Source organism: Pseudomonas sp. LF020, from assembly GCF_053456425.1.
The window spans coordinates 263,003-278,041 of the sequence record NZ_JBRFIX010000005.1 but is presented as its reverse complement, the minus strand read 5'-3'; the positions used below and the strand labels follow the sequence as shown (position 1 = coordinate 278,041).

Sequence of the window (15,039 nt, the reverse complement as noted above, 5' to 3'; positions counted from 1 at the left end):
GAGCAAGCTGGAAGCCCTGCTTGACGATATGGAGGAAGTCTGATGGACAAGAGTGTTGCTTTGAGGGTAGCCAAGCGCTTTATCACTCTGCCGCTGGACAAACGTAAGCTGTACCTGGAAAAGATGCTCGAAGAGGGCGTCTCTCCGGCCAACCTGCCGATCCCGGAAACACGTTCCGGGTTTGCGGCGATTCCTCTGTCGTACGCTCAGGAACGGCAACTGTTCCTCTGGCAAATGGATCCGCACAGCACCGCGTATCACATCCCCAGCGCCCTGCGCCTCAAGGGCCGGCTGGATGTGGCGGCGCTGCAACGCAGCTTCAACGCGGTGGCGGCGCGCCACGAAAGCCTGCGCACGACTTTCGCCGAACAGGGTGAAAGCTTTTGCCAGGTGATTCATCCGCAGCTGCCGCTGAGCATCAGCCTGACGGCATTGCCGGAGAGCCTCGATGCCGCCGGGGAAGACGCGGCGATCAAGGCCTTTGTCGAGAGCGAAACCGCACGCCCGTTCAATTTGCAGCAAGGCCCGCTGCTGCGGGTGGCGCTGCTCGAAGTTGCACCGGACAACCATGTGCTGGTGCTGATCCAGCACCACATCATCGCCGATGGCTGGTCGATCAAAGTCCTGGTCAACGAGCTGATCCAGCATTACGCCGCCGACACCGCCGGGCAGCCGCTGAGCCTGCCGGAACTGGAAGTGCAATACGCCGACTACGCGATCTGGCAGCGCCACTGGCTGGAAGCGGGCGAGCGTGAGCGGCAGTTGGCCTACTGGGTCAAGACCCTGGGCGGCGAGCAGCCGGTGCTGGAACTGCCGATCGATTTCCCGCGTCCGGCCGTGCAAAGCCTGCGCGGTGCGCGGCTGGAGCTGAACCTGCCGGCAGACCTCGGCGACGCCCTGAAACAACTGGCGCAGCGTGAAGGCGCAAGCCTGTTCATGCTGTTGCTGGCGTCGTTCCAGGCGTTGCTGCATCGCTACAGCGGTCAGGCGCAGATTCGCGTCGGGGTGCCGACCGCCAACCGCAACCGTGTCGAGACCGAAGGCCTGATCGGCTTCTTCGTCAACACGCAGGTGCTGAATGCCGAGGTCAGCGGGCAGTTGCCGTTCAACCAGTTGCTGGCTCAGGTCAAGCAGGCGGCGATGGATGCGCAGGCGCATCAGGACCTGCCGTTCGAGCAACTGATCGAAGCCCTGCAACCGGAGCGCAGCCTGAGCCACAGTCCGGTGTTCCAGGTGATGTTCAACCACCAGACCAGCCGTGATCAGGGACGTAGCGCGGCGCAGTTGCCGCAGCTGAGTGTCGAGGATGTGCAGTGGGAAGGGCGCACCGCGCAGTTCGACCTGACGCTGAATACCTACGAATCCAGCGACGGCTTTGCCGCCGAGCTGATCTACGCCACTGACCTGTTCAAAGCTGAAACCGTCGAACGTCTGGCGCGTCACTGGCAGAACCTGCTGCGCGGCATTGTCGCCGCACCGAGCCAGCGCGTCGGCGAATTGCCGTTGCTGGACAGCGCCGAACACGGCGTGCTGTTGCAGGACTGGTTGCGCAGCGCTGACCGCAGCGCGCAAGCCGAATGCGTGCAGCAGGATTTCTCCCGGCGTGCGCAGCAAACGCCGCAGGCCACTGCACTGATCATCGGCGAAGACGTGCTGAGCTACGGCGAGCTGGATGCCCGCTCGAGTCAACTGGCGCACAAGCTGATCGAGGCCGGCGTCGGCCCGGAGCAGCTGGTCGGCATCGCCGTCGAGCGCAGTGTGGAAATGATCGTCGGCCTGCTGGCGATCCTCAAGGCTGGCGGTGCTTATGTGCCGCTGGATCCGGCGTATCCGCAGGATCGCTTGACCTACATGATCGAAGACAGCGGCCTGCAATTGCTGCTGACCCAAAGCCATTTGCAGGCACAGCTGCCGATCCCGCCGGGCGTGCAAAGCCTGTTGCTCGATCAGCCTCACGACTGGCTGGCGGCTTATCCACAGACCGCGCCGGAAGTGGCAGTCAATGGCGAGCATCTGGCCTACACGATCTACACCTCCGGTTCCACCGGCAAACCGAAAGGCGTGATGGTGCGCCACGCGGCGCTGAGCAATTTTGTCGCGAGCATGATCAAGCAGCCGGGCATCTGTGCCGCCGATCGCGTGCTGTCGCTGACCACCTTTTCGTTCGATATTTTCGGCCTGGAAATCTACGGCCCATTGCTGGCCGGCGCCTGTGTGGTGCTGACCGGCAAGGATGTGCATCAAGACCCGCAAGTGTTGCTCGAACTGATCGCGCGTCATGGCGTGACGGCGCTGCAAGCCACGCCCTCGACCTGGCGCATGCTGCTGGACAATGAACAGGCGCCAATCCTGGCGGGCCGCACGTTCCTCTGTGGCGGTGAAGCGCTGCCGCTGGAACTGGCGCAACGCATGCTCGCACTGACGCCGAGCGTGTGGAACCTCTACGGCCCGACCGAAACCACTATCTGGTCGGCGCAGCACGCCTTGAGTGCGGACAGCAGCCGTCCATTCCTCGGCACGCCGATCGACAACACCGCGTTGTACATCCTCGGCAGCGACCTTGAGCTCAATCCGCTCGGCGCCCCGGGTGAGCTGCTGATCGGCGGCGACGGCCTCGCTCGTGGTTACTTCCAGCGCTCGAGCCTGACCGCCGAACGTTTTGTCCCCGATCCCTTTTCGAAAACCGGCGCGCGCCTGTACCGCACCGGCGACCTGACCCGTTACCGCGCCGAGGGCGTGATCGAGTACATCGGGCGGATCGACCATCAGGTGAAAATCCGTGGTTTCCGGATTGAACTCGGCGAGATCGAAGCGCGTTTGCTCGCCCTCGATAGCGTGCGCGAAACCGTGGTAGTCGCTCAGGATGGCCCGACCGGCCCGCAACTGGTCGGCTATGTGGTGCCGACCGCCGACGATATTGATGAAGGCGAACTGCGCGCCGCATTGAAAGCCAGCCTCAAGGCCGAGCTGCCGGAATACATGGTGCCGGCGCACCTGTTGTTCCTCGCGCAACTGCCGCTGACGCCGAACGGCAAAGTCGACCGCAAAGCCTTGCCGGCACCTGACGCCAGCCACTTGCAATCAACTTACATCGCCCCGCAGACCGCCACTCAGCACAGCGTTGCCGAAATCTGGCAGGCGGTGCTCAAGCTTGATCGCGTAGGCCTGAGTGACAACTTCTTCGAACTGGGCGGCCACTCGTTGCTGGTCACGCAAGTGGTCTCGCGCGTACGTCAGGCGCTGAACGTTCAAGTGCCGCTGCGCACGTTGTTCGAACACAGCACGCTGGAAGACTTCGTCGCCGCGCTGGGTGTCGATCAGGCGCATCGGGAGCCGCCGATTGTTGCCTTGCCACGCCAGCAACCGCTGGCGCTGTCCTATGCCCAAGAGCGTCAATGGTTCCTCTGGCAGCTGGAACCGACCAGCACCGCTTATCACGTGCCGGCGGCGCTGCGTCTGCGCGGTGAGCTGCATCTGTCGGCATTGCAGCGCAGCTTCGACGCGCTGATCGAGCGCCATGAATCGCTGCGCACCTGCTTCGTCGAACAGCAGGGCCAGACCCTGCAAGTGATCCAGGCTCACGGCACGCTCGATCTGCAGGTGCAGGACGTGGCGGCGGATCTCGACGAGGCGGCGCTGCAAGCGCTGGTCGCCGCCGAAACCCTGCACCTGTTCAATCTGCAGCAAGGCCCGTTGCTGCGGGTCAAACTGCTGCGTCTGGCCGCCGATGACCACGCGCTGGTCATCACCCTGCATCACATCGTCTCCGATGGCTGGTCGATGAATGTCATGGTTGATGAACTGGTGGCGTTGTATGCCGCCTACAGCCAGGGCCAGAACGTGCAATTGCCGGCGCTGCCGGTGCAGTACGCCGACTACGCCGTGTGGCAGAAACAGTGGATGGACGCCGGTGAACGCGAGCGTCAATTGAGCTACTGGACCGCGCAACTCGGCGATGGCGATCAACCGCTGCTGGAGTTGCCGACCGACCGTCCGCGTCCAGCCGAGCAGAGCTATCGCGGCGCCCGTCGCGATATCCCGCTGAGCCTCGAACTGGCCACCGCGCTCAAGCACCTGGCGCAACGCGAAAACGTCACGCTGTTTGCGCTGTTGCTGGCATCGTTCCAGACCTTGCTGCATCGCTACAGCGGTCAGGCCGATATCCGTGTCGGGGTGCCAGTGGCCAACCGCAACCGGGTCGAGACCGAAGGCTTGATCGGTTTCTTCGTCAACACCCAGGTACTCAAGGCCGAGTTCGACAGTCAGCAGACGTTCCGCAGCCTGCTGCAACAAGTGAAAAATACGGTGCTCGGCGCGCAGGCGCATCAGGATCTGCCGTTCGAGCAACTGGTCGACGCGCTGCAACCGGAGCGCAGCCTCAGCCACAGCCCGCTGTTCCAGGTGATGCACAACCATCAGAGCCAGGTGCGTCAGGCGCAGGGCGCCACGCGGCTGCCGAACCTGGCAATTGAAGGCTTGCCTTGGGCGTCCAATACAGCGCAGTTCGACTTGACCCTGAACACTTTTGAATCGAGCGACAACGTCTGGGCCGAGCTGACCTATGCCACCGACCTGTTCGACGTCGAGACCATCGAACGCCTGGCGCAACACTGGACCCATCTGCTGCAAGGCATCGTTGCCGACAGCGCTCAGCGCATCGCCGAACTGCCGCTGCATGACGCCGCCGAACGCGCGGCGACCTTGCAGCAGTGGAACCCGGCCATCCGCGATTTCCCGAGCGAGCAGTGCCTGCATCAACGGATCGAACAACAAGCCGCCCGCGCCCCGCAAGCGATTGCCGTGAGCTGTGCCGGACAGACCCTCAGCTACGGCGAGCTCAACAGTCGCGCCAACCAGTTGGCCCACAAGCTGATTGCCAGCGGTGTCGGCCCGGACGTGCGCGTCGGTCTGGCGGTGGAGCGCAGCCTCGACATGCTGGTCGGCCTGCTGGCGATTCTCAAGGCCGGCGGCGCCTATGTGCCGCTGGACCCGACGTACCCGGAAGAACGCCTGAGCTACATGATCGGCGACAGCGGCATTGCCTTGCTGCTGACCCAGAGTCATCTGCTGGGGCGTCTGCCAGTACCCGATTCGCTGCGCAGCCTGATGCTCGATCAGGAGCGTGACGGTCTGGAAGGCTACAGCGACAGCAATCCGCAGGTGCGCATGAGCCCGGACAACCTGGCTTACGTGATCTACACCTCCGGCTCCACCGGGCAGCCGAAGGGCACGTTGCTGGCGCATCGCAACGTGCTGCGCCTGTTCGAAGCCACTGATGCGTGGTTCGATTTCGGCGCCACGGATGTCTGGAGCCTGTTCCATTCCTACGCGTTCGACTTCTCGGTGTGGGAGATTTTCGGCGCGCTGCTGTACGGCGGCAAACTGCTGGTGGTGCCTTACGAGGTCAGCCGCTCGCCGGAAGATTTCTTCGCCTTGCTCTGCCACGAAGGCGTCACCGTGCTCAACCAGACGCCGTCGGCGTTCAAGCAATTGATGCAAGTGGCCTGCGCCCCGCAGCACGCGGCGCAAGCGCTGGCGCTGCGTTACGTGGTGTTCGGTGGTGAGGCGCTGGAGGTCAAAAGCCTGCGTCCGTGGTTCGAGCGTTTCGGCGATCAGGCACCGCAACTGATCAACATGTACGGCATCACCGAAACCACCGTGCACGTGACCTACCGGCCGATTTCGCTGGCCGACTTGCAGCGTGACGCCAGCAGCCCGATCGGCGAACCGATTCCCGATCTGTCCTGGTACTTGCTCGACGGAGATCTGAACCCGGTCGCCAAAGGTTGCATCGGTGAGCTGTACGTCGGTCGTGCCGGCCTGGCTCGCGGTTACCTGAACCGCGCGGATCTGACCTGCCTGCGCTTCATTCCTGACCCGTTCGCCGCCGATGGCGGGCGTCTGTACCGTACCGGTGACCTGGCGCGCTATCGCGCCGACGGCGTGATCGAATACATCGGCCGGATCGACCATCAGGTGAAGATTCGCGGTTTCCGTATCGAACTTGGCGAGATCGAAGCGCAGCTGCTGGAACAGTCTGCCGTGCGTCAGGCCGTGGTGCTGGCGCAACCGGGCCTCAGTGGTCAGCAATTGGTGGCTTATCTGGTGCCAGGCGACGCCGCGCTGCTCGACGCAAGCCCGGCCGAACAGGCGCTGTGGCGCGACAGCGTGCGCGCCGAACTCAAGGCCAATCTGCCGGATCACATGGTTCCGGCGCACCTGTTGCTGCTGGCGCAATTGCCGTTGACCGCCAACGGCAAACTCAACCGCAACGCCTTGCCGTCACCCGACGCCAGCCAGGCGCAGCAGGCCTATCAGGCGCCGCAAAGCGCAATGGAGCACGGTCTGGCCGCGATCTGGCAGGACGTGCTGAAGCTGCCGCAAGTCGGCATCCACGATAACTTCTTCGAATTGGGCGGCGACTCGATCATCTCGATTCAGGTGGTCAGCCGCGCCCGTCAGGCCGGCATCCGCCTCAATCCCAAAGACCTGTTCCAGCACCAGACCGTACAGCGTCTGGCGCTGGTCGCGCAGTGGGGTGGTGACGAATCGACGATTGATCAGCAAGCCGCGAGCGGTGCAGCGTTGCTGCTGCCGATCCAGCAGCAGTTCTTCGCCGACGAGATCCCACAGCGTCACCACTGGAACCAGTCGGTGTTGCTGCAACCGCGGCAGACGCTGGACGCTGAAAAACTCGAGCAGGTACTGCGCGCACTGGTCGCTCATCACGATGCCTTGCGCCTGAGCTTCACCCAGCACGATGGCGTGTGGCAGGCCGAGCACCGCGCGGTCGAAGCGCTGCCGCAGAACCTGCTCTGGCAGGAACACGTCGCTGATGCCGCCGCCCTTGAAGCCTTGGGTAACCGCGCCCAGCGCAGCCTCGATCTGCAACACGGGCCGTTGCTGCGTGCGGTGCTGGCAACTCTGGCCGATGGCACACAGCGTCTGCAGTTGGTGATTCATCACCTGGCGGTGGACGGCGTGTCGTGGCGGATACTGCTGGAAGACCTGCAAAACGCTTATCAGCAACTGCTTGATGATCAGCCGTTGAGCCTGCCGTCCCGGACCAGTGCCTTCAAGGACTGGGGTGAGCACTTGCAGCGCTACGCCAACAGCCCGGCACTGCAGGCAGAACTGGAATATTGGCAGGCCTGCCTGAGCGATGTGAGTACCGATCTGCCGTGCAAACGCGTTGACGCCAGCCAGGACAATCGTCTGGCCCAGACCGTACAAACCCGGCTCGGTTCCGAGCTGACCCGCCAACTGCTGCAAGAGGCCCCGGCGGCGTACCGCACCCAGGTCAACGATCTGTTATTGACGGCACTGGCGCGGGTCATTGGTCGCTGGAGCGGGCAGGCGTCGACGCTGATCCAGCTCGAAGGCCATGGTCGCGAAGAACTGTTCGACGGCGTCGATCTGACCCGCACGGTGGGCTGGTTCACCAGCCTGTTCCCGGTGCGCCTGACGCCAGCAGACTCGCTCGGCGAGTCGATCAAGCAGATCAAGGAACAACTGCGCTCGATCCCCAACAAGGGCATCGGTTTCGGCGCCTTGCGTCACCTTGGTGATGCGCAGGCGCAGCAGAGCCTGCAGGCCTTGCCGAGCCCGCGCATCACCTTCAACTACCTCGGGCAGTTCGACGGCAGTTTCGCCGGCGACGAGGCGGCGCTGTTCGTGCCGTCGCCGGACAACGCCGGCCTCGATCAGAGTCCGGAGGCGCCGCTGGGCAACTGGTTGACCCTCAACGGTCAGGTGTATGGCGGCGAGCTGCGGGTGGGCTGGACGTTCAGTAGTGAGCGCTTCGACAGCGCGGTGATTGAAGCCCTGGCCGCAGATTACGCCGCAGAACTCGCAGCGTTGATCGGCCATTGTCTGACCCCGGGCGTCGAAGGCCTGACCCCGTCGGACTTCCCGTTGGCCGGCCTGACGCAGGCGCAGCTTGATCAGTTCCCGCTGGCGCCACGCCAGGTCGCCGATGTGTATCCGCTGTCGGCGATGCAGCAGGGCATGTTGTTCCACAGCCTCTACGAGCAGGCCACCGGCGATTACATCAACCAGGTCCGGCTCGATGTCGAAGGCCTCGATCCGCAACGCTTCCAGCAGGCCTGGCAAGCGGCGGTGGACAACCACGACATCCTGCGCAGCAGCTTTGTCTGGCAGGGTGAACTGGCGCGTCCGGTGCAGGTGGTGCACAAGCATCTGGACATGCCGTTCCGCGTGCTCGACTGGCGTGATCGTGACGATTGCCAGAACGACCTGAATGCACTGGCCGCCGCCGAACAGGCGCAAGGTTTCGACCTGAGCCAGGGGCCGCTGTTGCGCATGCTCGTGGTGCGTCTGGACGAGCAGCGTTGCCACTTGATCTACACCAACCACCACATCCTGATGGACGGCTGGAGCAACTCGCAGTTGCTCGGCGAAGTCCTGCAGCGCTACAGCGGGGTTGCCCAGCCGCCACTGGCCGGACGTTATCGCGATTACATCGAATGGCTGCAGCGCCAGGACGTGCAGGCCAGCGAGCGTTACTGGACCGCGCAACTGGCTGACCTGCAAGCGCCGACCTTGCTGGCGCAAGCGTTGCAGGCGCAGCGCGGCGATGCACCGCGCGATGGCCATGGTGAACATTTCTGCGTGCTCGACGCTGAGCAGACGCGGCGTCTGGGCGAGTTCGCGCGCCAGCAGAAAGTCACCCTCAATACGCTGATTCAAGCGGCATGGCTGCTGCTGTTGCAACGCCTGAGCGGCCAGCCGTGTGTGGCGTTCGGCGCCACGGTAGCGGGGCGTCCGGCCGAGCTCAAAGGGGTCGAGCAGCAGATCGGTCTGTTCATCAACACCTTGCCGGTCATCGCCAGCCCGCAGTCACCATCGAGCGTTGGCGAATGGTTGCAGAGCGTGCAGGCGCAGAACCTGGCCTTGCGTGAGCATGAACACACCCCGCTGTTCGACATTCAGCGCTGGGCCGAGCGCAACGGTGAGGCGCTGTTCGACAACATTCTGGTGTTCGAGAACTACCCGGTGTCCGAGGCCCTGGCGCAGGGCGCACCACAAGAACTGCGCTTCGGCGAAATCCACAATCATGAGCAGACTAACTATCCACTGACGCTGCTGGTGCACCTGAGCGACGAGCTGTCGATGCACTTCAGCTACCAGTGCGAAAGCTTTGCCGCGCACAGCGTGGTGCAACTGGCCGGGTATCTGCAGCGTTTGCTCGGGCAGATGAGCGAGTCGGGGGAGCGTTCGCTCAGTGAACTGAACCTGATCGAGCACAGCCCGCAGGTGAGTACCGACTTCTCCACCGATCTGTGCATCCATCAAGCCATCGCCCGCCAAGTGGCAGCTAACCCGGATGCCTTGGCGGTAACCTTTGCCCATACGCAACTGACCTACGCCGAACTGGACGCGCAGGCCAATCGTCTGGCGCACAAACTGCTTGAGTTGGGCGTCGGCCCGGAAGTGCGCGTGGGCGTGGCGATGCCGCGTTCCGAGCAGTTGCTGATTGCCTTGCTCGCGGTGCTCAAGGCGGGTGGCGCTTACGTGCCGCTCGACCCGGACTATCCGGCGGATCGCGTGGCTTACATGCTCGAAGACAGCCGGGCGCGGGTGTTGCTGACCGAACAGGCGGTTGCCTCGACCCTGAGCGTGCCGGGCGATACGCAAGTGCTGCTGATGGATCAGGTTTCGTTGAGCGACTATTCGGCTGTTGCGCCACAGACTGCGGTGCAGCCCGATAACCTCGCCTACGTGATCTACACCTCCGGCTCCACCGGCAAACCGAAAGGCGTGGCGATTGCCCATCGCAACGTCATGGCGCTGATCGACTGGTCGGCCAGGGTCTACAGCCGCGACGACATCCAAGGCGTGCTGGCCTCGACGTCGGTGTGCTTCGACCTGTCGGTGTGGGAGCTGTTTGTCACCTTGGCCAACGGCGGCTCGCTGATCATCGCGCGTAATGCGCTGGAGCTGGCGCAACTGCCGGCCCGCGATCAGGTGCGCCTGATCAATACCGTGCCGTCGGCGATTGCCGCACTGCAGCGTGCGGGGCAGATTCCGCCGAGCGTGCGCATTATCAACCTCGCTGGCGAGCCGCTGAAACAAGCGCTGGTGGAGGCGCTATACCAGCAGTCGACGGTCGAGCACGTCTACGACCTGTACGGCCCGTCGGAAGACACCACTTATTCGACCTGGACCCGCCGCAGTGCTGGCGGTCAGGCGCGGATCGGGCGTGCGCTCGAGCACAGCGCCAGTCATCTGCTGGATGCCGATCTGCACGCGGTGCCGCAAGGGGTTTCGGCCGAGCTGTACCTGTCCGGCGCCGGCATCACGCGCGGTTATCTGGGGCGTGCGGCGATGACCGCCGAGCGCTTCGTGCCGAATCCTTTCGTCGGCAACGGCGAGCGCATGTACCGCACCGGCGACCTGATTCGAGAGCGCGAGGAGGGCGAACTGGAGTACATGGGCCGGATCGACCATCAGGTGAAAATTCGCGGCTTGCGTATCGAGCTGGGCGAAATCGAGACGCGTCTGCTGGCGCATGCCGCCGTGCGTGAAGCGGTGGTCGTGGCCAGCGAAGTGTCGGGCAGTCAGCAACTGATTGCCTATCTGGTGCCGAGTGATCCGGCGATCATCGACGCCAGCGCCGAGCAACAGGCTGCACTGCAGCAAACCCTCGGCAACTGGCTGAGCGCAACCCTGCCGGATTACATGGTGCCGAGCCATCGCCTGTGGCTGGCGCAGTTGCCGCTGACACCGAACGGCAAGATCGATCGCAAGCGCCTGCCAGCACTGGAGCTGAGTGCTGCGCAGTTGCATGTCGAACCGGCGAATGCCACCGAGCAGGCGCTGGTGGAGATCTGGAAAGAGGTGCTGGGCCTTGAGCAGGTCAGCACCCATGACAGTTTCTTTGCCTTGGGCGGCGATTCGATCATCTCGATTCAGGTGGTCAGTCGCGCCCGTCAGCAAGGGCTGGAGTTGAGCCCGAAAGACCTGTTCCAGCAACCGACCATTCAGCAGCTGGCCCTGTGCGTGCAGGCTGCCGAAGGGCGTTTGGCGCCGGAGCCGGCGCTGATCGACCTGCCGCTGCACGGCTTGAGCGAGGCGCAAGTCGCGCAACTGCCACTGCCGGCGGGGCATCTGGACGGGCTCTATCGCTTGTCGCCGATGCAACAGGGCATGCTGTTCCTCGGCCTGAATTCGCCGGAATCGGACTTGTACGTCAACCAGTTGAGCGTTCCGGTGCAGGGCCTTGAGCCGCTGCGTCTGCAAGCCGCGTGGGAAACCGTCAGCCGTCGCCACGACATTCTGCGCACCGGTTTCCTTTGGCAGGACATGGCCGAGCCGCTGCAATTCGTGCTCGCCGATCCGCAGTTGCCGTTCAGTCTGCTCGACTGGCGTGAGCAGGATCATTCGGCCGAAGCCTTGCAAGGTCTGGCGGATGCCGAGCGGGCCAAGGGCTTCGACCTTGACCAGCCACCGCTGCAACGGCTGACGCTGGTGCAAGTCGGCGAGCACAGCTATCAGCTGATCTGGACTTACCATCACATTCTGATCGACGGCTGGAGCAGTTCGCAGTTGATCGGTGAGGTGCTGAGCCAGTATTCCGGACGACCACTGGCCGAAGCAGTGCCGTATCGCGGTTACATCAACTGGCTGCAGCAGCAGGACGCGAATGCCAGCGAAGGTTTCTGGCGTCAGCACCTGAGCCGGCTCGACGAGCCGACCTATCTGGCGGACGCGGTGACGCGCACCGGCAGCGGTCGCGGTCACCAGGCGCTGTACAGCCGTCTGGGCGCAACCCGCACCGAACAGTTGAAAGCCTTTGCCCAGGCGCAGCAGATCACCCTCAACACCTTGGTGCAAGGCGCGTGGCTGGTGCTGCTCAGCCGTTACAGCGGCCAGCGCTGCGTGGCGTTTGGCGCCACGGTGGCGGGGCGTCCGGCGAGCCTGCCGGCCTCGGAATCGATCCTCGGCCTGTTCATCAACACCTTGCCGGTGATCAAGGACGTGCCGGCCGAGCAGGCCGTGGGCGCCTGGTTGCGCGAGTTGCAGGATTTCAACCTGGAGATGCGCGAGCGCGAGTACACCCCGCTGACCGATGTCCAGCGTTGGGCCGGGCGTGCCGGGCAGTCGCTGTTCGACAGCATCATCGTGTTCGAAAACCACCCGATCGATCAGGCGCTGCGCGAGTGGCGCGATGATTCGCTGAAGTTTGGCGAAATCAATAACTCAGGCCTGACCAACTTCCCGATGGACCTGATGGTCACCCTCGAAGACGGGCTGGTGATCGAGTACATGTTCCTGCGCGAACACTTCGATCTGGCGACCGTGGAAGGCATCCGCAGCAACATGGAAGGCCTGCTCACGGCACTGGTTCAGGACGCCGGGCAGGCGCTGGGCCGCATCGGTCTGCCGACCGGGCAAGTCGCGCCCGCGCCGGACGTTGTCGCGCCGGCGCAGACCATGCTGGTGCACCAGAGCATTGCCGGATGGGCCGCGCAGCGTGCCGAACAAACCGCAGTGATCTTCAATGAGCAAGCTTTCAGCTACGGTCAGATCGAAGCGCGGGCCAATCGTCTGGCGCATGCGCTGATCGCCGAAGGTGTCGGTCCGGAAGTGCGGGTCGGTGTGGCCCTGCCACGCAGCGAAAACATGATCGTCGCGCTGTTGGCGGTGCTCAAGGCCGGTGGTGCCTACGTGCCGCTGGACGCGACCTATCCCCGCGAGCGCTTGAGTTATCTGATGCACGATTCGGGCATCGCCTTGTTGCTCAGCGATTCGAGTCTGCGTCAGGTGCTGCCGACCCAAGCCAATCTGCATGTGCTGGAACTCGATCAGTTGGATCTGCGCACTCAGCCGGATTCGGCGCCGCAAGTGGCGGTGCAGCCGGGCAACCTGGCCTACGTGATCTACACCTCCGGTTCCACCGGTCAGCCGAAAGGTGTCGGCGTGGCGCACGGGCCACTGGCGATGCACTGCCAGGCGATCGGTCAGCGTTACGAAATGAGCGCGGCCGATTGCGAGTTGCACTTCATGTCGTTCGCCTTCGACGGCGCGCATGAACGCTGGCTGACCACCCTGACGCACGGCGCGCGTTTGCTGATTCGTGACGACAGCCTGTGGACGGCCGAACAGACCTACGACGCCCTGCATCAGCATGGCGTGACCGTGGCCGCGTTCCCGCCGGTGTACCTGCAGCAACTGGCCGAGCATGCCGAACAGCACGGCAATCCGCCGCCGGTACGGATCTACTGCTTCGGCGGGGATGCGGTGCCGGTGGCGAGTTTCGAACTGGCCAAACGCGCACTGCAACCGCAGTACATCATCAACGGCTATGGCCCGACCGAAACGGTGGTCACGCCGTTGATCTGGAAGGCCGCAGTCGACGATCAATGCGGCGCGGCCTATGCGCCGATCGGCAGCGTGGTCGGCGAGCGCAGCGGTTATGTGCTCGATAGCGATCTCAACCCGCTGCCGGCCGGCATTGCCGGTGAGTTGTACCTGGGTGGCGCGTTGGCTCGCGGTTATCTGGGGCGTGCCGGTGGCACCGCCGAACGTTTCGTTGCCAACCCGTTCAGTGCCGATGGCAGTCGCCTCTACCGCACCGGCGACCTGGTGCGTCAGCGTGCCGATGGCACCGTCGATTACCTCGGGCGGATCGACCATCAGGTGAAAATCCGTGGTTTCCGCATCGAGCTGGGTGAAATCGAAGCGCGCCTCAAGCAGCAGCCGGGCGTGCGTGACGCCGCCGTGGTGGCCCGCGAGGGTGTCAGCGGCAAGCAACTGTTCGGCTACGTACTGGCCGCTGCCGAGACGCCGGCCGACGGATTGGGCGAACGTCTGCGCGAGCAACTCAAGGCCAGCCTGCCGGATTACATGGTGCCGGCACACGTGATGGTGCTTGAGCGCATGCCGCTGACGCCGAACGGCAAACTCGACCGCAAGGCCCTGCCGAATCCGGACGCTGAACAGCGTCTGGCCTACGTCGAGCCGCGCACCGAGCTGGAAAAGGCCCTGGCGAAGATCTGGCAGGAGGTGCTGAAAATCGAACGGGTCGGGCTCAGCGACAACTTCTTCGAACTGGGTGGCGATTCGATCCTCAGCCTGCAAGTGGTGGCCCGCAGCCGTGTGCTCAAGGCTCAGGGCCTGAGCCTGAAACTGCGCGATCTGATGCAGAAACCGAGCATCGGCGAACTGGTAGCGAGTGTTCAGGGCACGGCGGAAAAAGCCTCCGGGTTGCTGGCGATGAACGCCGAGGTCAAGGGCGTGGCGCCGTTGTTCTGCCTTCATGCCGGTTTCGGCACGGTGTTCGACTACGAGCCGCTGGCGCGGCGCTTGAGCGGTCAACGCCAGCTGTTGGCGATTCAGTCGCGGATGCTGCTGGATCCGACGTTCAACGACACCTCGCTGCAGGAAATGGCCAGTGATTACCTGGCGCAGATTCGCCAGAAACAGCCGCAGGGGCCGTATCACCTGCTGGGCTGGTCGCTGGGCGGAACGCTGACGATGTTGATCGCCGCGCAACTGGAGCAGGCCGGGCAACAGGTCAAGTTTGTCGGGCTGGTCGACAGCTTCGTGCCGTCGGCCGCGGTCGACGCCGGGGCGGTCGATGACTGGCAAGCCGACCTGCGCGATTTCCTGCAGGTGACGCTGCCGGACGCCGCACCGGGCCTGTCCATCGACGGTGAAGAAACGCCGCACAACCTGCGTGCGCTGTTCCAGCGTGCCATGAGCGCCGAGCGCGGGGCGTCGACCTATGTGGCGCTGGGCGCCGAAGAACTGGCGCAGGTGTTCAGCGTGGCGCGCCGGCTCAAGCAGTTGTCGCTCAAGCTTGAGCGCTGTGTGCCGCTGACCGTCAACCCAGTGTGCTGGTGGACCTTGGGTCGCGAAGCCGAGGCTCTGGAGCTGGCGACGCAACTCGGCCAGCCGGGCATGGGCGGTGAATGGCTGGATTGCGGGCACTTCCAGATCCCGCGCGATGAAACTTTCCTGTCCGAGGCTGAAGAAATGCTCGGCCAGATCGTTGAATCAGTAGTCATGTCCTGA

General features: G+C 63.9%; 2 protein-coding genes (1 of these 2 running past the window's edge). Both read left to right on the top strand.

Annotation, left to right across the window (positions count from 1 at the left end; all coding sequences use genetic code 11):
• Positions 1-43, top strand: the 3' end of a protein-coding gene (locus ACU680_RS14350) for a non-ribosomal peptide synthetase (RefSeq protein WP_448179784.1). Its footprint begins 12,278 nt before the window's first position; 43 of the gene's 12,321 nt are visible here — the last part of the coding sequence; its start codon lies beyond the left edge, outside the window; it ends in the stop codon at positions 41-43.
• Positions 43-15,039 (top strand): non-ribosomal peptide synthase/polyketide synthase, encoded by a 14,997-nt coding sequence (locus tag ACU680_RS14345; RefSeq protein ID WP_448179783.1) that lies wholly within the window; start codon positions 43-45, stop codon positions 15,037-15,039. The genes ACU680_RS14350 and ACU680_RS14345 overlap by 1 nt, the downstream gene beginning before the upstream one ends.